This is a genomic window from Polaromonas sp., assembly GCF_036676035.1.
Lineage (GTDB): Bacteria > Pseudomonadota > Gammaproteobacteria > Burkholderiales > Burkholderiaceae_C > Polaromonas.
Genome location: NZ_JAKFDR010000118.1, coordinates 17289 through 38992, shown reverse-complemented (window position 1 = coordinate 38992; position 21704 = coordinate 17289). Strand labels below are relative to the sequence as shown.

Annotated in this window: 23 protein-coding genes; 10 read left to right on the top strand and 13 right to left on the bottom strand. The window is 62.4% G+C overall.

The window, feature by feature from the left end; all coding sequences use genetic code 11:
* The first annotated feature begins 65 nt into the window (after positions 1 to 65).
* Both V6M61_RS18480 and V6M61_RS18475 read left to right on the top strand, forming a co-directional pair.
* Positions 66 to 1049, top strand: coding sequence for a tripartite tricarboxylate transporter substrate-binding protein (locus V6M61_RS18480; protein WP_332778060.1), 984 nt, complete (start codon positions 66 to 68; stop codon positions 1047 to 1049).
* Between the two features lie 198 nt (positions 1050 to 1247).
* Positions 1248 to 2213 (top strand): Bug family tripartite tricarboxylate transporter substrate binding protein, encoded by a 966-nt coding sequence (locus tag V6M61_RS18475; protein ID WP_442957811.1) that lies wholly within the window; start codon positions 1248 to 1250, stop codon positions 2211 to 2213.
* 141 nt (positions 2214 to 2354) lie between these two features.
* Here V6M61_RS18475 and V6M61_RS18470 read toward each other — a convergent pair whose 3' ends face one another.
* Positions 2355 to 2669 (bottom strand): DUF1840 family protein, encoded by a 315-nt coding sequence (locus V6M61_RS18470; RefSeq protein WP_332778058.1) that lies wholly within the window; start codon positions 2667 to 2669, stop codon positions 2355 to 2357.
* 98 nt (positions 2670 to 2767) lie between these two features.
* Between V6M61_RS18470 and V6M61_RS18465 the strand changes: the two genes are divergently transcribed.
* The 8 genes from V6M61_RS18465 to V6M61_RS18430 all read left to right on the top strand — a co-directional run bounded on the left by V6M61_RS18465 (position 2768) and on the right by V6M61_RS18430 (position 11110).
* Complete coding sequence (locus V6M61_RS18465) at positions 2768 to 3517, top strand: 2OG-Fe dioxygenase family protein (RefSeq protein ID WP_332778057.1); 750 nt, start codon at positions 2768 to 2770, stop codon at positions 3515 to 3517.
* A 140-nt stretch (positions 3518 to 3657) separates the two neighbouring features.
* Positions 3658 to 6015: a bifunctional salicylyl-CoA 5-hydroxylase/oxidoreductase gene (locus V6M61_RS18460; RefSeq protein WP_332778056.1), complete on the top strand. Its 2358-nt coding sequence runs from the start codon at positions 3658 to 3660 to the stop codon at positions 6013 to 6015.
* Between the two features lie 29 nt (positions 6016 to 6044).
* Positions 6045 to 6536, top strand: coding sequence for a MarR family winged helix-turn-helix transcriptional regulator (locus tag V6M61_RS18455; protein ID WP_332778055.1), 492 nt, complete (start codon positions 6045 to 6047; stop codon positions 6534 to 6536).
* Positions 6533 to 7387, top strand: a complete 855-nt coding sequence (locus V6M61_RS18450) for an enoyl-CoA hydratase family protein (protein ID WP_332778054.1) — start codon at positions 6533 to 6535, stop codon at positions 7385 to 7387. Before V6M61_RS18455 ends, V6M61_RS18450 begins: the two co-directional genes overlap by 4 nt.
* Positions 7388 to 7432: 45 nt before the next feature.
* Positions 7433 to 8614 (top strand): acyl-CoA dehydrogenase family protein, encoded by a 1182-nt coding sequence (locus V6M61_RS18445; RefSeq protein ID WP_332778053.1) that lies wholly within the window; start codon positions 7433 to 7435, stop codon positions 8612 to 8614.
* Positions 8615 to 8622: 8 nt separating this feature from the next.
* A complete protein-coding gene (locus tag V6M61_RS18440; RefSeq protein ID WP_332778052.1) occupies positions 8623 to 10269 on the top strand; it encodes an AMP-binding protein in 1647 nt (548 codons plus the stop codon).
* Positions 10266 to 10718 (top strand): acyl-CoA thioesterase, encoded by a 453-nt coding sequence (locus V6M61_RS18435; protein ID WP_332778051.1) that lies wholly within the window; start codon positions 10266 to 10268, stop codon positions 10716 to 10718. Before V6M61_RS18440 ends, V6M61_RS18435 begins: the two co-directional genes overlap by 4 nt.
* A complete protein-coding gene (locus V6M61_RS18430) occupies positions 10715 to 11110 on the top strand; it encodes a RidA family protein (protein ID WP_332778050.1) in 396 nt (131 codons plus the stop codon). The genes V6M61_RS18435 and V6M61_RS18430 overlap by 4 nt, the downstream gene beginning before the upstream one ends.
* Before the next feature lie 342 nt (positions 11111 to 11452).
* Here V6M61_RS18430 and cheA read toward each other — a convergent pair whose 3' ends face one another.
* The 12 genes from cheA to V6M61_RS18370 form a co-directional block, all read right to left on the bottom strand.
* Positions 11453 to 13489 (bottom strand): chemotaxis protein CheA, encoded by a 2037-nt coding sequence (gene cheA, locus V6M61_RS18425; RefSeq protein ID WP_332778049.1) that lies wholly within the window; start codon positions 13487 to 13489, stop codon positions 11453 to 11455.
* 123 nt (positions 13490 to 13612) lie between these two features.
* The gene (locus V6M61_RS18420; protein ID WP_332778048.1) at positions 13613 to 13996 is read right to left on the bottom strand and encodes a response regulator; all 384 of its coding nucleotides are present in this window, start codon (positions 13994 to 13996) and stop codon (positions 13613 to 13615) included.
* Positions 13993 to 14916: a flagellar motor protein MotB gene (gene motB, locus V6M61_RS18415; RefSeq protein WP_442957809.1), complete on the bottom strand. Its 924-nt coding sequence runs from the start codon at positions 14914 to 14916 to the stop codon at positions 13993 to 13995. Before motB ends, V6M61_RS18420 begins: the two co-directional genes overlap by 4 nt.
* Before the next feature lie 16 nt (positions 14917 to 14932).
* Entirely contained in the window at positions 14933 to 15796 is an 864-nt protein-coding gene (gene motA / locus V6M61_RS18410) for a flagellar motor stator protein MotA (RefSeq protein ID WP_332778046.1), read from the bottom strand.
* Between the two features lie 59 nt (positions 15797 to 15855).
* A complete protein-coding gene (flhC, locus tag V6M61_RS18405; RefSeq protein ID WP_332778124.1) occupies positions 15856 to 16473 on the bottom strand; it encodes a flagellar transcriptional regulator FlhC in 618 nt (205 codons plus the stop codon).
* Between the two features lie 57 nt (positions 16474 to 16530).
* Positions 16531 to 16848: a flagellar transcriptional regulator FlhD gene (gene flhD, locus V6M61_RS18400; RefSeq protein ID WP_332778045.1), complete on the bottom strand. Its 318-nt coding sequence runs from the start codon at positions 16846 to 16848 to the stop codon at positions 16531 to 16533.
* Between the two features lie 264 nt (positions 16849 to 17112).
* The gene (locus V6M61_RS18395) at positions 17113 to 17391 is read right to left on the bottom strand and encodes an EscU/YscU/HrcU family type III secretion system export apparatus switch protein (RefSeq protein ID WP_332778044.1); all 279 of its coding nucleotides are present in this window, start codon (positions 17389 to 17391) and stop codon (positions 17113 to 17115) included.
* 106 nt (positions 17392 to 17497) lie between these two features.
* Complete coding sequence (locus V6M61_RS18390; RefSeq protein WP_332778043.1) at positions 17498 to 18868, bottom strand: flagellar hook-length control protein FliK; 1371 nt, start codon at positions 18866 to 18868, stop codon at positions 17498 to 17500.
* A gap of 53 nt (positions 18869 to 18921) precedes the next feature.
* Positions 18922 to 19266 carry a flagellar protein FliT gene (locus tag V6M61_RS18385; protein ID WP_332778042.1) on the bottom strand — a complete coding sequence of 115 codons (345 nt, stop codon included), beginning with the start codon at positions 19264 to 19266 and terminating at the stop codon, positions 18922 to 18924.
* 1 nt (position 19267) lies between these two features.
* Positions 19268 to 19744, bottom strand: coding sequence for a flagellar export chaperone FliS (fliS, locus tag V6M61_RS18380; protein ID WP_332778041.1), 477 nt, complete (start codon positions 19742 to 19744; stop codon positions 19268 to 19270).
* Between the two features lie 15 nt (positions 19745 to 19759).
* On the bottom strand, positions 19760 to 21196 hold the full coding sequence (gene fliD / locus V6M61_RS18375) for a flagellar filament capping protein FliD (RefSeq protein ID WP_332778040.1): 1437 nt from the start codon (positions 21194 to 21196) through the stop codon (positions 19760 to 19762).
* A gap of 50 nt (positions 21197 to 21246) precedes the next feature.
* Entirely contained in the window at positions 21247 to 21645 is a 399-nt protein-coding gene (locus V6M61_RS18370) for a flagellar protein FlaG (RefSeq protein ID WP_332778039.1), read from the bottom strand.
* Positions 21646 to 21704 lie beyond the last annotated feature (59 nt).

Here is a 21704-nt window from a genome sequence, read left to right as displayed (position 1 = left end):
TTCCCGCGATATACCGGGGCGGCCAGGCTCTTACACTGCAGGAGTCCATTCAACGGAGACTCCTTATGAAACGCCTGCTCGTTCTGGCTGCTGCCGCGACCGCGATTGTCGCCAGCGCACAAACCTATCCCGGCTCCAAGCCCATTTCCTTTGTCGTGCCTTTTGCCGCAGGCGGTCCGACCGACCGTGTGGCGCGCGACCTGGCCGAAGCCATGCGCAAGTCCATGGGCGGCGCCAACTTCGTGGTTGAAAACGTCGGTGGCGCCGGCGGCACCATAGGCGCCGCCAAGGTCGCCAAGGCCAGCCCGGATGGCCATACGCTGCTGCTGCACCACATTGGCATGGCTTCCGCGCCCGCCCTGTACCGCAAACTGCCCTACAAGCCGCTGGAAGATTTCGAGTACGTCGGCATGATCAACGAAGTGCCCATGACGCTGATCGGCAAGCCCCAGTTGCCGGCCAACAACTACCGCGACTTTGAAAACTACATCCGGGCCAATGCCGGCAAACTGAACATCGCCCACGCCGGCCTCGGCTCTGCGTCACACCTGTGCGGCCTGATGTGGCAGTCGGCCATCAAGGCCAACGAAGCCATGACCACCATCCCGTTCGGCGGCACCGCGCCGGCCATGAACGCGCTGGTCGGCGGCCAGGTCGACCTGATGTGCGACCAGACCACCAACACCACCGGCCAGATCGAAGCCGGCCGCGTCAAGGCCTTTGCCGTCACCACGGCCAAACCCCTGTCCGGCCACAAGCTGCTCAAGGACTACCCCACGCTGCGGGAAATGGGCCTGAAAAACTTCGAGCTGACCATCTGGCACGGCCTGTACGCACCCAAAGGCACGCCGCCCGCCGTGCTGGCCCAGCTCAACACCGCCCTCAAGGCGGCTTTGAAAGACCCTGACTTCATCAAGAAGCAGGAAGGCCTGGGCGCCATTGTGGTGACCGACAAGCGCGTCGAGCCCGCTGCCCACAAAGCCTTTGTGACCGCCGAAATCGCCAAGCTCAAACCGGTGATCGAAGCTGCCGGCAAGTTTGCAGACTGAAGCCGTCAAGCGCTCGCTGCCCAAAGCAAAAGCCGCCCGGCCCTGCCCGGCGGCTTTTTTCATGGTCCGAGCCGGATTAACCCTCTTGAAGCCCGCCGGGGCGGCCTGTATCGTTGCCCCGACAGATGCCCAACTATTTCCATGGAGACCAGCTTGAAATCAGAACTCACATTGAACCGCCGCCTTGTCCTTGTCAGCATTGCGCTGGCAGCTACTAATTTAATAGCAACACCCGTCAATGCCCAGAGTTCCTGGCCGAGCAAGCCGGTCCGGCTCGTCGTGCCCTTTGCCCCGGGCGGCACCACCGACATCCTGGCGCGCGCCATCGCCCCGGAGCTTTCAAAGGCGTTTGGCCAGCAGTTCATTGTGGACAACCGTGCCGGCGCCGGCGGCAATGTGGGCGCCGACATCGTGGCCAAGTCACCGGGAGATGGCTACACGCTGCTGATGGGCACCGTCGGGACCCACGGCATCAACAAGTCGCTGTACAGCAAGATGCCCTTTGACCCCCAAAAAGACTTCGCGCCGGTCACGCTGGTCGCCGGTGTGCCCAACGTCATGGTGATGAACGCCGAGAAGGCGGGCAAGCTGGGCATCAACAATGTGGCTGATTTCGTCACATACGCCAAGTCCCACCCCGGCCAGTTCAGCATGGCCTCCAGCGGCAACGGCACTTCGATCCACCTGGCGGGCGAATTGTTCAAGGCCCAGAACGGGATTTTCATGACACACATTCCCTACCGCGGCTCCGGCCCGGCCTTGCTCGACCTGGTCGCCGGCAACGTCGACGTGATGTTTGACAACCTGCCCTCGGCGATGCCGCAAATCAAGGGCGGCAAGCTCAAGGCCTTTGCCGTCACCAGCGCCCAGCGCTCGGCAGCGATGCCCGAGCTGCCCACGGTGGAAGAAGCCGGCAAGCTCAAGGGTTTTGAAGCCAGCAGCTGGTTTGGCCTGCTGGCACCCGCCGGTACACCGCCTGAGGTGGTCAACCGTATTCAACAGGAAGTGGCCAAGGCGCTGAACACGCCCGCCATCAAGGAAAAGATGCTGGCTCAGGGCGCGATTCCGAGTGGCAATACGCCGCAGGAATTTGCCAAACTGATTGATGCCGAGATCAAAAAATGGGCGCAGGTCGTCAAGGTGTCGGGCGCCAAGATCGATTAAGGGCAGCAAGCCTGAATGCCCGCATGAGCGCAGGCTGGAACGGATAGAAGATAACAATTTTCCGACGGGCCGCCCCTAGGAAAATTAGCCCCCTCGGGGGGCAGCGCAGCACACGAAGTGGCAAGCGTGGGGGCTCCTCCTCTAGACCCCCCACATGATTTCATCGCCACTCTGGCGGCAGCTCTGAAGCATGCGAATAAACGACAGCGTCCGCTGGCGCAGGCCCAGCCCATCGGCGTGGGCCGCGGCTTCGTCCTTCTCTTTCTTGTCGGCCGCTTTTCTATCGGCCTCTTCCTGTTCAATGGCGGCCTGCAGCGCGGCAATGGCAGCGGGCATCTGCTCCGGCAGGATGATGCCCTTGTGACCGCCGCCCTTGCCAATAATCTCCAGCACGCGCCGGCCATACGGTTCCAGCATGATGACGTCACCGGCGTTTTTCGATTTGAATTTATACATCGTTGAGCCTCCTTGCAAATTGGGTCGTCCCATTATGTGCACGCTTTCTCTGTACCTGTACAGACTCCAAGGCCCGGGCTGACGCAAAATAGGCAGCTATGTTCAATATTGCTACTGTTCAAAAGCCCGCGCCGCAGGCCCTGCGCCAGGACGGCCTGAGCCTGCTCCTGCCTGATGATTTTGCCCCTGCGCTCGCGCTCAGGCAACCCGCATGGGCCACCGAATGGCGCTCGCTCGCCGAGTCCTGGAACCGGCTGCCGCCCGATGCCCACCTCAAGGACGGCGGCCATTACCGCAAACGGCGCCATGCCTGCTTCATCCAGGAACTGGGCAGCCAGCAGCTCACGCAAACGCCGCACCGGGCTCACTGGCAGCCAACGGATTACAACGCCCTGCATGGCGGGTTTGAGCGCTGGTTTGAACCGGTGGAGCCCGCCGTGGCCACCGCGCCGGCCTGGACCGAACTGCTCGGCAGCCTGGGCCGGCTGTTTGCGCAGGTTCAGCCCACGCCGCGCTGGCATATCGAGGCGCACCAGTTCCGCATCGACACGGCCGGGGGGGTCGGCCGGCCCACGCCGGAAGGCGCGCACCGCGACGGTGTGGATTTCGTGGTGGTGATGCTGGTGGCCCGCCAAGGCGTCAAGGGCGGAGAGACCCGGGTGTTTGATGCCAACGGCCCGGATGGCGTGCGCTTTGTCATGCAGCAGCCCCTGACCACCTTGCTGCTCGATGATGCCCGCGTGATCCACGAAACCACGCCGATTTTGCCGGCTGGCAACGCCGCAGAACCCGGCTTTCGCGATACGCTGGTGCTCACTTACCGCGCTGCAGGCTTCCAGTCGCCCTGACCCTGCCAAGGTTTTCGCCCTTCAGGCCCTCGAAAAGCGGCCAGGCTGCGGCCGGCATACCGTCCGTAAAAACCCGCTTGACGAAAATAGTTTAAACCTAAACAATTAAGGCTCGATTAATCTAGAACAGACAGGCTGCGATGCATATTCTTTGCCAGGGCGGTGGTCCCGCCGGTTTGTACTTTGCGCTCCTGATGAAGCGGCAAAATCCGGCGCATCAGGTCACGGTGGTGGAGCGCAACCGCCCGTTTGACACCTTTGGCTGGGGCGTGGTGCTGTCAGACCAGACGCTGGCCAACCTGCAGGCGGCCGATCCGGTCACCGCCAAGCTGATTGGCGATGCCTTCAACCACTGGGACGATGTCGAGGTCTTTTTCAAAGGCCGCAGCGTGCGCTCGGGCGGCCACGGGTTTTGCGGCATTGGCCGCAAGCGCCTGCTCAACATCCTGCAGGACCGCTGCCTTGAACTCGGCGTCAAGCTGGTGTTTGAAACCGATGTGCAGGACGACCAGCAGATCGCCGCGCAGTACCAGGCCGATCTGGTGATTGCCAGCGACGGCCTGAACAGCCGCATCCGCAACCGCTACGCCACGACCTACCAGCCCGATGTGGAGCTGCGCGCCTGCCGCTTTGTCTGGCTGGGCACGCACAAGACCTTTGACGCCTTCACCTTTGCGTTCGAGCAAACCGAGCACGGCTGGTTCGCGGCCCACGCCTACAAGTTTGACGACACCACCTCGACCTTCATCGTGGAAACGCCCGAGGCGGTCTGGAAGGCCCACGGCCTGGACGCCATGAGCCAGGAGGACGGCATTGCTTTTTGCGAAAAACTGTTTGCCAGGTACCTGGACGGCAATGCCCTGATGAACAATGCCACCCATGTGCGCGGCTCGGCGATCTGGATCCGTTTCCCGCGGGTGGTCTGCGAGCGCTGGGTGCACCACGAAACCATCCAGGGCAAAGCCGTGCCCATCGTGCTGATGGGCGATGCGGCCCACACCGCACATTTCTCGATCGGCAGCGGCACCAAGCTGGCGCTGGAAGACGCGATCGACCTGGCGAATGAATTCAGCGCGAGCGCCGAGGCGTTCAGCACCGGCCGCGGCATGGACGAGGTGCTGCAGGCCTACGAGGCGCGACGCAGCGTCGAGGTGCTGAAGATCCAGAACGCCGCGCGCAACTCCACGGAATGGTTCGAGAACGTCAACCGCTACAGCGGCATGGAGATCGAGCAGTTCGCCTACTCGCTGCTGACCCGCTCGCAGCGCATCAGCCACGAGAACCTGCGGCTGCGCGATGCGAAATGGCTCGAAGGTTATGAGTCCTGGCTCTCGGGCGGCCCCGTGGTGCCGCCCATGCTGACGCCCTTCAAGGTGCGCGGCACCGAGCTCAAGAACCGCATTGTCTGCTCGCCGATGGCGACCTACAGCGCCGTCGACGGCGTGCCGCAAGACTTCCACCTGGTGCACCTGGGCGCGCGCGCGCTCGGCGGCGCCGCCATGGTGATGGTGGAGATGACCAGCCCCAACCCCGAGGGCCGCATCACGCCGGCCTGCACCGGGCTGTGGAACGATGAGCAAACGGCGGCCTTCAAACGGATTGTGGATTTCGTGCACGGCCAGAGCACGGCCAAGATCGGCATGCAGCTCGGCCACAGCGGCCCCAAGGGCTCGACCCAGGTGGGCTGGGAAGAGATGGACGAGCCGCTGCCCGACGGCGGGCCCCATGCCAATTGGCCTGTGATGTCGGCCAGCGCCGTGCCCTATGGCGAGCGAAACCAGACGCCACAGGCCATGACGCACACCCACATGCAAGCGCTCAAGCAGCAGTTTGTGGACGCCACCCGACGCACCGCCGTTGCCGGCTTCGACTGGCTGGAACTGCACTGCGCGCACGGCTACCTGCTGTCGGCCTTCATCACGCCGCTGACCAATCTGCGCAGCGACGAGTACGGCGGCAACATCGAGAACCGCTGCCGCTACCCGCTGGAGGTGTTTCGCGCCATGCGTGCGGTCTGGCCCGCGCACCTGCCCATGAGCGTGCGCATCTCCGCGCACGACTGGGCGCCGGGCGGCAACACGCCCGATGACGCGATCGTGGTGGCCCGGCTGTTCAAGGAGGCCGGCTGCGATGTGATCGACGTGTCCTCGGGCCAGACCACGCGCCAGGCCCGGCCGGTGTACGGCCGCATGTACCAGACGCCGTTTGCCGACCGCATCCGCAACGAGGTCGGCATCCAGACCATTGCGGTGGGCGCGATTTCCGAGGTCGACCATGTCAACAGCATCATTGCCGCCGGCCGGGCCGACCTGTGCGCGCTGGCCCGCCCGCACCTGGCCGACCCGGCCTGGACGCTGCACGAGGCGGCCAAGCTGCAAAGCCGGGCCGTGGACTGGCCCAAACAGTACCTCAGTGGCCGAGACCAGCTCTACCGCGAACTTTCCAAGCAAAAAGAGATTGCAGCCCAAACAGAGCGGTCAAAACACACTATTAAATAGATAGCAAAAAAATACACAGGAGAGAAACCATGGACCTGGAAGCACGGGGACACAGCGAGCACCCTGAAGCCCTGCGGCTCTGGCTGCGCCTGCTCACCTGCACCCAGCTGATTGAAAAGCAGGTGCGCGCGCAGCTGCGCGAGCAGTTCGACACCACGCTGCCGCGCTTTGACCTGATGGCGCAGCTCGAGCGCAATCCGGAAGGGCTCAAGATGAACGAGCTCTCGCGCCGCATGATGGTTACCGGCGGCAACGTGACCGGCGTCACCGACCAGCTGGTGGCCGAAGGCGTGGTCGAGCGCGTGGAGGTGCAGGGCGACCGCCGTGCCTACCGCGTGCGCCTGACGGCGCGCGGCCGCAAGGTGTTCGACGAGATGGCCCGAGAGCACGAAGCCTGGATTGTGGCGGCGTTCGAGGCCCTCACGCCACGCGAGGTGGACAACCTGCACAGGCTGCTGGGCAAGGTCAAGCAACACCACCACCTCCACAACGAGATGTCCAACAACCCGGAATCCGCATGAAACACTACATTGGCCCCCACAACCCCATGCATGCGCAGTTTGATGCGCTGGGCAGCTACCAGGCCCGCCACTTCGCCTACGCGTTTGACGCGGGCGTGGCCACGCTGACGCTGAACCGCCCCGAACGCAAAAACCCGTTGACCTTTGACTCCTACGCCGAGCTGCGCGATCTGTTTCGCAGCCTCAACAGCGCAACCGATGTCAAGACCGTGGTCATCACCGGCGCCGGCGGCAACTTCTGCTCGGGCGGCGATGTGCATGAAATCATCGGCCCGCTGACCAAGATGAGCATGCCCGAGCTGCTGGAGTTCACCCGCATGACGGGCGACCTGATCAAGGCCATGCGCCTGTGCCCGCAGCCCGTCATCGCGGCGATTGACGGCATTTGCGCCGGCGCGGGCGCCATGATGGCGCTGGCCGCCGACCTGCGGCTGGGCACGGCGCAGGCCAAGACCGCGTTTCTGTTCACCCGGGTCGGGCTGGCGGGCGCCGACATGGGCGCCTGCGCGCTGCTGCCGCGCCTGATCGGCCAGGGCCGCGCCTCCGAGCTGCTGTTCACCGGCCGCGCCATGAGCGCCCAGGAAGGCTTGCAGTGGGGCTTTTTCAACGCCCTGCACGAGCCGCAGGAGCTGCTCGGCAAAGCCCAGGCGCTGGCGCATGAGCTGGCCAGCGGCCCGACCTTTGCCCATGGCATGACCAAAACCATGCTGCACCAGGAATGGGCCATGACGCTGGACCAGGCCATCGAAGCCGAGGCCCAGGCACAGGCCATCTGCATGCAGACCAAAGACTTCACGCGTGCCTACGAGGCCTTTGCGGCGAAGCAAAAACCGGTGTTCATGGGCGACTGAGCCCGGTTCGCCCCAAGCCCCTCCCAACCCAAGGACGCTTTCAGCATGAGATCCAACACCACGCATCTGGCGCTGCCTTTTTTTGACGACGTGCACCGTGCGCTGGGCCAGCAGCTGGCTGACTGGGTGTCCACGCAGCAGGTTGACGAGAGCGATGACCGGTTGGCCTGCAAGGAGTGGGTCCGGCGGCTGGGCGCCGGCCAGTGGCTGCGCTACTGTGTGCCGGCCGGCCCCGGCGGCGCGCTGGGCGGCGCGCTCGAAAAGCTCGACTCCCGGGCGCTGGTGATTCTGCGCGAGACGCTGGCGTTTCACTCCCCGCTGGCGGACTTTGCCTTTGCCATGCAGGGCCTGGGCAGTGGCGCCATCACGCTGGCGGGCACCCCGGCGCAGCAGGCCGCCTACCTGCCGCTGGTGGCGCGCGGCGAAAAAATTGCCGCCTTTGCCCTGAGCGAGCCGGAGGCCGGCTCCGACGTTGCCGCCATGAAAACCGCCGCCAGCCGCACCGGCGACGACTGGGCCATCGACGGAAGCAAGACCTGGATCAGCAATGGCGGCATCGCCGACTTCTATGTGACTTTCACCAAAACCGATGCGCAGGCCGGCACGCGCGGCATCACCGCCTTTATTGTGGACGCCACCAACCCGGGGCTGGACAGCAGCGAGCACATCGCGGTGATGGCGCCGCACCCACTGGCAACGCTGAAGTTTTCCAACTGCCGGCTGCCCGACAGCGCCCGGCTGGGCGCGCTCCATGGCGGCTTCAAGCTGGCCATGCAGACACTGGACATCTTCCGTGCCTCCGTGGCCGCTGCGGCACTGGGCATGGCCCGGCGGGCGCTGGCCGAGGCCGTCCAGTTTTCGAAAACGCGCCAGATGTTCGGGCAAACGCTGGCCGACTTCCAGCTGACGCAGGCCAAGCTCGGCGAAATGGCCGCGCTGGTGGATGCCGCCGCCCTGCTGACCTACCGCGCCGCCTGGCTGCGCGACGAAGGCGAGCGCCAGGGAGGCGGCGCCCGTGTGACGGCAGAGGCGGCGATGGCCAAGATGAGCGCCACCGAAAACGCCCAGCGCGTGATTGACATGGCGCTGCAAATGCACGGTGGTCTGGGCGTGAAGGTCGGCACCAAGGTCGAAAGCCTGTACCGCGACATCCGCTCCCTGCGCATCTATGAAGGCGCCACCGAGGTACAGCAACTCATCATCGGGAAGGCAGTGTTGCAATCATGACGACGTCCATGAATACACCTCCTGGCGCCCCCAGCGTCCAGACCGACCGCTTCATCCATGACCGGCTGCCATCGCCCGAGCAGTGGCCGCAGATGCGCTATGACTTGCCGGAACTCGACATCCCGGCGCAGGCCAACCTGGTGGACGTGCTGTTCGACAAGGCCAGCCAGGCCGGCCAGTCGGTGCGCCCGCTGCTGCGTTCGGACCGGATCACGCTGAGTTATGCCGACACGGCGGAGCGTGTCAACCGCATCGCGCAGGTGCTGACCGAAGACTTTGGGCTCGTGCCCGGCAACCGCGTGCTGCTGCGCGGCGGCAACTCGATCGGCATGGCGCTGGCCTGGCTGGGCGTGGTGAAAGCCGGCCTGGTCGCCATCGCCACCATGCCCCTGCTGCGCGCCAAGGAACTCGGCGAGATCATCGAGAAGTCGCAGCCCGCGCTGGCCCTGTGCGATATCAGCCTGCTGGAGGAGCTGCGCAGCGCTCAAGACCAGGCTCTGGGCCAAGGGAGCAGCACGCTGAAAACCATTGTGCCCTTCAATGTCATGAACGAGCCCGGCTCGCTGGCCGTGCTGTCGGCGCAAAAAGACGGCCGCTTCAAGCCCTGCCCGACGGCGGCCGACGACATCGCCATGATGGCCTTCACCTCCGGCACCACCGGAAAACCCAAGGCCGCCGTGCACACGCACCGCGACGTGCTCGCGGCCTGCGAAGCCTGGCCGCGTCATGTGCTCAAGGCCAGGCCTGACGACATCGTGATGGGCTCGCCGCCGCTGGCCTTCACCTTCGGGTTGGGCGGCATGCTGGTCTTTCCGATGTGGGCCGGTGCGTCGGTGTACTACCCCAGCGTGCCCTACACGCCGGAGGTCATGGTCAAGCTCATCAACCAGGTAGGCGCCACCATTTGCTACACCGCCCCCACCTTCTACCGCCAGATGGCCCCGTTCGCCAAGCAGCAGGGCATGCCCAGCCTGCGCATCTGCGTGAGTGCCGGCGAGGGCCTGCCGGACGCCACGCGCCAGCTGTGGAAAGATGCCACCGGCATTGAAATGCTCGACGGCATAGGCGCGACCGAGATGTTCCATATTTTCATCTCATCCGCTGGCGCCGAGGTGCGGCGTGGCGCCATCGGCAAGGTGGTGCCGGGCTACACCGCCAAGGTGGTGGACGACCAGGGCACGGAAGTGCCGCGCGGCACCATCGGCAAGCTGGCGGTGATAGGCCCCACGGGCTGCAAATACCTGGACGACGCGCGCCAGGCCAACTACGTCAAAAACGGCTGGAACTACCCCGGCGATGCATTTTTGCAGGACGACGACGGCTACTTCTTCTACCAGGCCCGCGCCGACGACATGATCATCACCGCGGGCTACAACGTCGGCGGCCCCGAGGTGGAAGACGCCCTGCTCAAGCACCCGGCCGTGGCCGAGTGCGGCGTGATCGGCCTGCCCGACGAAGCGCGCGGCATGATCGTCAAGGCGTTTGTGGTGCTCAAACCCGGCCACGAGGCCGGCGAGGCCATGGTCAAAACCCTGCAGGACCACGTGAAGGCCATGCTGGCCCCCTTCAAATACCCGCGCCAGATCCAGTTCGTGGGCAGCCTGCCCCGGACCGAGACCGGCAAGCTGCAGCGTTTCAAGTTGCGCCAGCCATGAAATTCAGCATCCAAAAGCAGATTCGCTTTCACCACTGCGACCCGGCCGGCATTGTTTTTTACCCGCAGTTTTTCTACCTGCTGCACGAGGTGCAGGAAGATTTTCTGGCCCACATCGGCTACCCCGAGCACCAGCTGATTGCCACCGGCGTGGGGGTTCCCATCGTGAACCTGAAGACCGAATTCACCGGCATGTGCCGCAACGGCGATGAAGTGCTGATCACCCTGGACTTGCCCAAACTGGGTCACTCCAGCATCGGCATGCACTATGAAATTCATAGCTACCCGCGCATAATCTACGCCGGCCAATCGCCTAAATCACTTAAATTAATGGCTGATGCAGTGGTGGTGCACTCCACCGTGCCGCAGGGCAAGCCGCTGCGCATCCCCGATGGCCTGCGCCATGCCTTGTCCCCCTACCTTCAAACCAGCCTGGAAGAAGCTCCATGATGAAACACCTGCACCCCCCCAACTGGGCCCAGCCCAAAGGTTATGCCAACGGCGTGATGGCGCGCGGCAGCCTGCTTTTTGTGGGCGGCCAGATCGGCTGGAACGCCCGGCAGCAATTTGAAAGCGATGACTTCGTCGCCCAAACCCGCCAGACGCTGCTCAACATTCTGGCCGTGCTCCAGGCCGGCGGCGCCGGCCCCGAGCACATGGTCCGCATGACCTGGTACGTGGTCGACCGCGCCGAATACGTCGCCCGCCTGAAGGAGCTGGGCGGCGTTTACCGCGAGGTGATGGGCAAGAACTTCCCGGCCATGACCTGCGTGCAGGTGGCGGCGCTGGTGGAGGAGCGCGCGCAGGTCGAAATTGAAGTCACGGCCGTGCTGCCGGACTAGGAACATCGCCCCCACGCTCGTCACTTCGTGTGCCTGCGGCGGTTCGCTGCCCCTTTCACGGTAGATAGGGGCTGTGCTTGCTTGGGGCGGCCCTTCGCTGCGCACGTGGCGACGCACCATCCCTGCCCGGCCTGAATGCCGGGGTTTACTCAGCAATCCAAAAGTAGTGCGACATCCTTTGTCATCCTGAGCGCAGCGAAGGATCCCGGCATGCTGGCCAAGATTCTTCGCCTTGCTCAGAATGACAGCATGGGTGGCGTCGCCTTCCTTCGCCTTCCTTCGCCTTCCTTATGGACTGCTGAGTAATGAGATTTTTCCGTCAGGCGCGTGACGCATTGGAATTCACTGGCTTGCTTTTTCGCGATTCGTCCGCTGCATCGCGGCCACATCGATAATCAGCGCGACGTTGCCATCACCCAGAATCGTTGCCGCGGAAATACCCGGCACCTTGCGGTAGTTGGTTTCAAGATTCTTGACCACCACCTGATGCTGGCCGACCAGCTGGTCAACCAGCAGCGCAAAACGCGTCCCCTCGGCCTGCACAATCACCGCGATGCCCTGTGTCGGATTGTGCACGGCGCCAGCGACCTCGAACAGCTTGTGCAATTCGATCAGCGCCAGGTACTCGCCGCGCACATGCATGACATGCTCATCACTGGTGATCGAATGGACATCCTTGGCCTGCGGCTGCAAGGATTCGATGACGTAGTTCAAGGGCAAAATGTAAACCTCTTCGCCCACCTTGACCGACATGCCATTGAGGATGGCCAGCGTCAAGGGCAGGACAATTCGTATGGTCGTGCCCCGGCCTTGCGCGGAGGCTATTTCAACATGGCCGCCCATTTCCTGGATGTTGCGTTTGACCACATCCATGCCGACGCCGCGACCGGAGATGTCGGTCACTTCCTCTGCCGTGGAAAAGCCGGGTGCAAAAATCAGTTGCCAGACTTCGTCGTCGGAGATGGTCTCGCTGATCACCATTCCCTGCTGGACCGCCTTGGCCAGGATTTTCTCTCGAACCAGGCCGCCGCCATCGTCCTTGACCTCGATCACGATGCTGCCGCCCTGGTGCTGGGCTGACAGCGTCAGCCGGCCCACCGGGTCCTTGCCGGCGAAGGCGCGTTGTTCCGGCCTCTCGATACCGTGGTCAAGACTGTTGCGCACCAGATGGGTGATCGGGTCGATGATGCGCTCGATCAGGCCTTTATCCAGTTCGGTTTCTTTGCCGACGGTCACCAGTTGCACCTGCTTGCCCAGCTTGGCCGACAAATCGCGTATCAGGCGCGGGAAGCGGCTGAATACATAGTCCATGGGCATCATCCGGATCGACATCACCGACTCCTGCAAATCGCGGGCGTTGCGCTCCAGATGCCCCATGCCGCTCAGCAGACGCTCGTGCAGCACCGGGTCCAGCGTCGACGCGGTCTGCGTCAGCATGGATTGGGTAATCACCAGTTCGCCGACGAGATTGATGATCTGGTCGACCTTTTCAACATCGACCCTGATTGAACTTGACTCTTTGCCGTTGCCCGCTGCTGCAGTCACCGCAGCGGCGGCATTCGCCATCGCGGGTGCGTCAGCAGACATCACGGTGGTGGCGGCCAGGGCCAGCGGCGGGGTGGGGCTCGCCATGTCCGGCTCGGCAACAGAGGCCGAGGCAGGGGTGGAGGCCGACCCAGTACTGATTTCAATCTGATCATCTTCGATGATGAAGCAACACACGGCAATCACGTCATTGGCGCCACAGCTGGTTTCCAGCCATAAGGTCAGACTGTCATCCGTTTGGGTTTGAGCTATCACCTTGCCCAGATTGCCCAACTCTTCGCTCAGCAGTTTTCGGTCGCTTTCGCAGACCTTGGAAAAGTGAACTTTCAGGGATGGGTCCGCCGCCGCGCTGGTGGTTGGCTCCGGTGCGGGTCCGGGCGCAGCCACCGGCGTGATAACTGGCGCTTGCGCCGGCGCCGCTGTGATGGCTGCAGCGCAAGCGCCGCCGTTGCCCTCCAGAGCCAGTTGCCTTAGTACCGCGCAGATTCGCGCAGCCACTTCGGGCTCTGGTTCACCGCCAGCCCGATAGGCGCTCAATTGTTCTTGCAACACGTCTTTGGTCTCCAAAAAGGCATCCATCATCTTTATGTTTAGTTTCAATTCGCCAACGCGTGCCCGATCGAGCAAATTTTCGAGCAGATGCGTGGTGTCGGTCAGCGGGACGAAGCCAAACGTGGCCGCGCCGCCCTTGATCGAATGCGCGGCACGAAATATCGCATTGAGATGCTCGCTGTCTGGCGCCTGCAGATCGAGCCCCAAAAGCAGCTGCTCCATCTCGCCCAACAGCTCATCGGCTTCTTCAAAAAATGTCTGGTAAAACTGGGTAATGTCCATCTCGGGTGCGTCTCTCGTGTTGGGTACTCGCTGCTCGTGTTAACTGGGATGAGTCCTTGCGTGCCTGCTGACGCCGTGGCGTCGCGTGGCGGATGAATGGGGTTGCGGGCTTACATCAGGTCCTCATGCCTGCGCCAGATTCATCAGACTGCCGGCCACCGCCAGGAGTGTTGCGGGCTCGATCGGCTTGCACAACCAGCCGCTGGCGCCGGCTTGTCTGGCCTCTGCCTTGCTGGCGCCACTGCTGACAGTGCTCAACACCAGGATGGGCACATGGGCGTGATCGGGCCGTAGCCGCAATTGACGCGTCAGCTCGCCGCCATCCATGGGAATCATGGTCCAATCGGTCAACACCATATGGACCGCCCTTTGACGGACGTGCTCCAGTGCCGTGTGCCCGTCGTCGGCAAGCAGCACGCGGTAGCCCCCGTCCTCGAGAATGGCCGAGGTCAACTGCCGCATCACAGCGGAATCGTCGACCACCAGTATGGTTTTGTTTTTTATCAAATTCGGCGATCAGAGTGGGCGGCTGACAGCTTCACCGCGGATGGCCGGGCAGTGCCCGGCTGTGCGACGGCCGGTTTGACGCCGGCACTGGCTGCATTGGCCGCATTGGCACTTTCTATTTCCGTTTGCGCACGGTGGTTGAGCACGACAATGCTGATGCGGCGATTGACCGGTGCCAGCGGATCGTCCTGGTTCAAGTGCATGCTCGACGCGACGCCCATGACCCGCAGCACCTTGTTATCCTGCATGCCCCCGGCAATCAGTTCGCGCCGCGACGCGTTCGCCCGGTCCGCCGACAGCTCCCAGTTGCTGTAGGACTTGTCGCCCTGTGTGTACAGCGTCGCATCGGTATGTCCGGACAAGGTGATCTTGTTGGGTTGTCCGTTAAGCACCGGACCGATCTCGCGCAAGATGGTTCGCATGTAAGACACCACAATGGCGCTGGAGCGGTCGAACATGGGCCGGTTGCTGCTGTCGACGATCTGAATCCGCAGGCCTTCCGGCGTGATGTCGATCAGCAGTTGCGGGCGGAACTGTTTGAGGACGGGGCTGGCTTCGATCATGTTGTCCAGGCGCTGCTTCAGCTCGTCCAGGCGCTTGACGTCATCAGCATCGCTGTCGGCTTGTTTGACTTCGCCATCCGCATGGGTCGGATCGGTGCCGCCGCCGGGAATCACGCTGGTGCTGGTGCTGCTTTTTTGGCCCCCGTTGACCGCCACCTTGAGAGGCATTTTGAAATGCTCTGCAATGCCTGCCAGTTGCTTCGGCGTCGATATGGCCAGAAGCCACATGACCAGGAAAAACGCCATCATGGCCGTCATGAAGTCGGCGTAGGCAATCTTCCAGCCGCCGCCATGCTTGTGCGCAGCCGCGACAGGGCGCTTGATGATGATCCGGTGTAGCGCTTCGCTCATGACCATTCAGCCCGGCGTGCTGTTAGCGGCTCTTGACTTCACGGACATGCCCATCCAGCTCGGTAAACGAGGGCCTCTCGGTCGAATACAGGATTTTTCGGCCGAATTCCACCGCCAGCTGCGGCGCGTAGCCGTTCAGGCTGGCCATGAGCGTGACCTTGATGCACTGGTAGACCTTCAGGGACTCAGCCACTTTGTGCTCGATCAACGATGCCAGTGGAGAGACAAAGCCATAGGCCAGCAATACGCCGAGGAAGGTGCCCACCATCGCGTGGGCAATCAGCTCACCCATGACGGCGGGCGGCAAGTCGGCGGAGGCCAGCGCGTGCACCACGCCCAACACGGCCGCCACAATGCCGAGCGCCGGCAGCGCATCGCCAACCCGCGACAGGCTGTGTGCCGGCACTTCGGCCTCGTGCTTGTAGGTGTCGAGCTCGTGCTCCATCAGTTGCTCGATTTCGAACGGATCCGTGTTGCCGCTGACGATCAGGCGCAGGTAGTCGGTCAGGAATTCCATGACACGGGCATCACCCAGAATCACCGGGTAGGGCGCAAAAATGGCACTGCCCTGCGGATCGTCAATGTCGGACTCCAGCGCCAGCATGCCGTCCTTGCGTCCTTTCGACAGCAGCACATACAGCAGGGCGAGGAGCTCCATATAGAGTGCCTTGTCATGCTTTTTCGAACTGCGCAACAATTTTGGCAGCTCCTTGATCGTGGCGCGGATGGTCTTGCCGTCGTTGCCGGCGACAAATGCACCCACCGCAGAACCGCCAATCATCAGCAATTCAAGCGGCTGATACAGCGCACCGAAATGCCCACCCATCAGCGCATAGCCGCCAAAGACGGAGCCCACCACCACCAGATAGCCAACAATAACCAGCACCACGTTCCCCCGCTGAAAAAACCTGAAGAGAATAAAACTCCCGACTACCTTGTTGCCCGTCAGGCACGCGCCCCATTCATCACATCCGCAAGCCACTGCGACGGTGAAGTCGCGCGCCTGTCCCCGTTCGTGGCGCCGGACACTTCGGTCGCATCGCGTTTGACCTTGCGCGTCTTGCCGGCACGCGATGGCGGTCGGCACAAAACACACACGTAGTTGCTTTGGGAGTCGTGTGCATGCGCAACGAACAGGCCCGTACAACGGGTACAGGTACTCAGCTGCAGCATGTCGCCGTCAAAAAATCGCACGAGCGTCCAGGCGCGCGTGAAGTCGAGGACAGGCTCGCTGCCCTGCCGCTCTACCTGCTCCATATAGAGCTGGTAGCTTTTGATGATGGCGGCAATCCGCGTGCACCCCCCATGGGTCACCATGAATCGGTAGATGTTGTAGAACATCGACGAATGAATATTGGCCAGCCAGGTCATGAACCAGTCTGTGGAGAAGGGCAGCAGCCCCTTGGGCGGCGAAACGCCCTTGATTTCCTTGTACAGCTTGATCAGACGATCCCGGCTCAAGCTGGTTTCCGCCTCCAGAAACTGCAGGCGAGCGCCAAGTTTGATCAAGTCGATCGCAAGATGGATTTCTCGCGCTTCACGAATGACGCTTTTACCGGCCATGATGATCCGAACTGCAAGCCAGGGAAAAACCACCAACGGTGCACTCAAGGCGCGACATCATCGAGCCACCTCGAGCTGCTGCCCGGAAAGAAGAATGGCTGTATGCGCCTGCTGCAACGCCAGGTTTTTCCCGTCATGCGTCAGTGTCGACAAAATCGGGTGATCATCAAATCTGAAACGGCATAACAGCAGGCTGGAAGCTGCCAGCTTCACAATTTGCGAAAGCGACAGGTTCCCGAGCAAATCGGCCAGCTCCCTGCTCAAGCCAAGGCGGAACATTGCCGTCGCAAGGTCCTCCCTCACCAGCCGCTGTGCCAGCAGCAGATAAGCCAAATTCAAATCACCAATCTCATTGGTAGTACCCGTCTCAACCACTGTGCGCTCCTAGTTCTTTGACAACTTGCTCTTTGCAGACACGGGCAGGCAAGCCGCATGGTTGCCTAACTGCATGTCAGGGATTTGGCAATATGTGTATGCCCGAATCCATTGAGGCAATTATTCACATATTCTTACGGATCTTTACAGGGTTTAACCGTATTTATCATTTTTGTATCATTTATGCGATATCAATTAGTATTAATATGAATTTCTATAAATATGACAAAATTGCTAGTTAGATTATTTTGTAGCACCTGATCCCTAACTCATGGCCGAGTCGGTTTCAAGCTGGTACAGCCATGCCAGCACCTCGGCGACGGCCAAGTACAACTGGGGTGGAATCTGCGCATCCAGGTCGACATGCATTAACAGCTTCACCAAATCCGGCGAAGTGTGCACATACAGGCCGCTTTCACGTGCGCGCTGGACAATCGATTCGGCAACAGCGCCGTAGCCTTTGGCCACAACGATGGGCGCCTTGTCCTTCGCAACATGGGACAGCGCAACGGCGCTTGGCCGGTCTGCCCGCGGGCTCTCCATCATTTCTCCGTCAAGCACACTAGCCCCCACGCTTGCCACTGCGTGTGCTGCGCTGCCCCCCGAGGGGGCTGTGCTTGCTTGGGGCGGCCCTGCGCTGCGCACGGGTCTAGGCGGCATCATCATCTTTCCGGGTGTCTTGTGTTGCAGGCTCTACCGCCAGCGCTCCCATCTGCAAACCCGTCAGTTGCAGCCCCAAGGCACCAAAGCGCTGGGGCAGCTCTTTCCCCTCGTTACTCAGCAACGCAAGCGTGGCGGTCTCGCGTGCGGCCAGATGCACCTGCAGCGTTGCGCCGGCAAGACTCAAACGCACTTCAACGGCCCCGAGGGTCGGCAGGGTCAATGCCAGACGCGTGGTCCATGTGCGCTGCACCGCCTCGCCATCAGCCGCAGCTTGGCTTTCATCCCGCTCCTGGTGTATGTCCCAGTCCATGGGCGTGCCTGGCCACGCTTCGCCACCCCAACGAAATACCGGGTTCGCCAGCAGCTCCAGCTGCTGGCGCACCAATGCCATGGCATCAGGGTGAATCACGCCGGCGACAGGACTGTCATTGCGCACGGCGTCCAGCGCGCTTGCGCCGGGATTTTTTGCGTCGGGAAATTGCCGGCCCCCACGTTCGCTCACTGCGTGTAGCTCCCTGCCCCCCGAGGGGGCTAATTCCCCTTGGGGCGGCCCGGCGGGAAATTGCCGGCCCCCACGTTCGCTCACTGCGTGTAGCTCTCTGCCCCCCGAGGGGGCTAATTCCCCTTGGGGCGGCCCGGCGGGAAATTGCCCGGCAATGATGTGAACTGGCGCAGGCGCTTTGTCGCGACCACTGGCGCGGCCATAGGCTGCGGCCAGATGGGCAGCATCCGGACGGGCAGGCAGACCGGCAGGCCATCGCATAGCCGCGGGTGCAGCGTCGGACTCGCTGCCCTTGATGGTTCCAGCATTGGCAGCAGCGCCTGCCTGCACCGATGCAGGAGGTTCAGCGCTTGCATCGGATGGCACAACAGCCGCCGCATCGGGCCGCGTACCGGGCGTTCCTTCCGTTCTGGCCAGGGCATCAAAGCGGGCTTGCGGCTCCTGCGCCAGTTGCGCCAGTGTGCGCGTGCCGGCGGCATACTGCTGCAGGTGGGATTCGTAGAACAGGCCGGAGGCAGCCACCGTACGGGCCAGTGTCGCCGTCAGCAGATGCGCAACAGGTGGCTGCCGCTGTGGCCACAGCGGCTCTTCCCCCCGGATCTTGTGCGTAGCCCCGGATTGAAGATCCAGAATTGCACCGATCGCGCGGGCCACAGTGCTCAAGGTGACGGTTCCGCCCGGGCGAACCGACGGCGAGATGTCGCCGCCGTGATCGCGATCGAGCAGCGCCACACCCAATTGCCGCTGCAGGGCTGCGCGCGAAGGCAAGCGGACGTCATTGGCGACTTCTTCAACATTTGTCACGGCGCCCGGGCCGGCGATTTCGAGCTGCGCCTTGAGTGGAATCAGATCCATGCGCTGAGCCAGCCGCGTGGCCAAAAGCGTATCCACCAGAGGCGTTACACCGCTCATAGCAAAGGCTCGTCCGTCCGGCTGTACGCCTGATGAAGGCTTTGCTGCAGCTCCAGGCTCTTGAGCACCGCCATCAACTGCGCCAGCTGCGGCATGACAATGTTGGAAATTTCAGCGTGGTTGGAATTTATCCGGCCAAGCAGCTGGTACTTTCGCGCCGACTGCGCTTCATCCAGCGTCTTCAGTGGCTCGATGAGCTTCAGGCGGTCGACCATGTCGCTGCATTGCGCTTCCAGTGCCGGCAGCGCCCCCCACTGGCCGGAGCGCGCCAGTATCAGCATGCGTTCGGTGAGTGGCGCAATCTGCTCGTAGCAATGCATCACCTCGCTTTGAGAACCCACATCAAGCTCCTACGGACAGACGGGCCGTCGCCGGCGCATCAGACGTGTCCAGCGTCTGGCCCGGTTGATGGGGGCCAATTTCGCGCCATGCGGAACCGATGTTTTCCAGCAGCCGATCCGCCTCGTCCAGCAGCGCTGGATCGTTGCGCAGGTTGGCGTAGAGAAGACGCTGGTTGATGTAGTCATAAAAGGCCGACAGATTCGCGACCAGTTCGGCGCCAGCCTTGCCTCCGGCCTCAGCGTCAAGGCTGGCTTTCAGCCCGTTTTCGACGATGTTGATCGCCTTGGAGATGGCATTGCCCTTGGCACGGGTGTCCTGGTTTGCCATATGGTGGCGCGCCATGGCGATGGCCGTTTTGGCGCCATCGAACAGCATGGTGATCAGTTGGTGCGGTGACGCACTCATGGCGCCGATTTCCGTACCGATTTTGGCGTAGGCATTGGCGCCCGCGTTGTAGGAATGGGATGGGGTATACACAAATATCCCTTCTTCTTATTTGCTGGAGCTCATGTTGGCAAACTGCTGCGACAGGTAGCTGTTGGTCGAATTCATACGGGCAACCAGCATGTCGAGCTGGGTGAACTGCTCGCGGTAACGCTCTACCTTGGTCTGCACGCGGTCTTCAGTGGCGGCGTACTGCGTGTCCAGCGATTTCAGCGATGTCTTGACGCCTTCGGTGGCGACGCTGAGCATGCCGCTGGTACTGGTGAAAGTGTCGACCAGCGCAGACACCTGCTTGCCGTAGCCCGTGTCGCCACCCGTGCCGGCAAACAGTTCCGAGACAGCGTCCTGGCTGGCCGCAAATTCCGTCCTCAGCTTGGCCGCGTCGAAGGCGATCGTGCCGTCCTTCTGGAAGGTCACGCCGACTTTTGACAGCACCTGGAGCGTACCGGCCTGTGGCGTATTCAGCGCGGCGCGAATCCGCGTCTGTATCGTGCGCAGCGTCGAGTCGCCGACAAGCGCTGCGCCGGTTTTCTTCTCCTTGTCGTACTTGGTCAGCTGGCCGGCCGTGCTTTGCAGGCTGTTATAGGCCTTGACGAAATCGCTGACAGCGCTCTCCACCGAGGCGGTGTCGCGGCTGACAGTCAAGGTGCTGAGCCCTGTCTTTGCCAACGTCATGGTGACGCCCTGGACGGCCTCCGTCACCGTGTTGGTGCTGGAAGTCACGGCAATGCCGTTCACTTTGAGTGCCGCGTTGCTGGCTGCGACTGTCTGCTTCAGATTCTGCGTCCCTGAAGCATCATGGTTCAGCAAGCTCTGCAAGCTGGCATCGCCCGTCACGGCAATCCGGATGCTGGATGCCGCGCCCGTCTGCTTGGAGTTGAGCACCAGGCGGTAGGGCGAGGCGCCGCCGTCGTTGACGATGCTCGCCGTCACGCCAATGTCGGCACTCTTGTTGATGGCATCGCGCAAGCCTTCAAGCGAATTGTTGCTGTCGTCGATCACGATGGACTTTGCGGCCCGGCTGGCGTCGGGTGAAAAGGCCGCACCGCTGTACTGGCCGGTGGCCGGGTCCAGCGTTCCGCCGGAAATGGTCCCAAAATCGATCGTCACCGTGCCTTTGCCCACGACGGCTTTCGCATCCGCCACCCCGGCCGCTGCCAGCGACTGTGCTTGCGCCAGTTGCGTGACGTCGATCGCGTAACTGCCAGGCGCACCCGTCGCCGAAGCGGTGGCCGTGAGCACGTCGGTCGCACTCGAAGACGCTTTGACGCCCTGGAACAACTTGGCATCGGACAATTTGCTCGCGGCCGCCTGGAAACTGCTCAGCGCACCCTGCAAGGTGCCGTAGGCCGACAATTTGGCGGTGTAGCTGACCTGCTGGCGCTGCAGCATCACCAGCGGCTGACGCTCCGCGTTGGCGAGCTTGTCGAGCAAGCCGCTCAAATCGAGATTGGACCCCACACCCAAACTTGCAACTGACGCCATGATGGCTCCTTATTCTTTAAACTGGATCGCCTGCCTCGCTCGAAGAGCCTTTAATTTTCCAGGGGCTTTCGAGACTCGCACCACCGCTTCAGAATCGTCTGGTGCATCAGGAGACCCTGCAGCTTGCCCAGGGCTTTCGAGATCCGCACCACCTCTTCAGAGGGCATCTGGCGAATCACCTCGCCGCTTCCCACATCCACCACCTTGGCGATCATCTTGTCGGCCTCCTTGTCGAACTCAAACTGCAATCCGATGGCCGCCATCTCCAAAGCCTGGTTGATCTCAACCAGCGTGGCACTCTCCCAGGCCGGCGTAAGCTCAAATGTTTTTTCCGCGAGACCAAGGACAGCCGTCTCGCGCGCCAGGCCGGTATTTCCATGCGGCTGTGGCGCGGACAACACGGACCGGCGCAGCGGGTACGCCGTCACGGCGCTTGCGGGAATCGTCATCGCTTACTCTCCTGAAGGATCGCTAGGCACTCACGCCTGAACCTCCAAGCGGGAGTGCT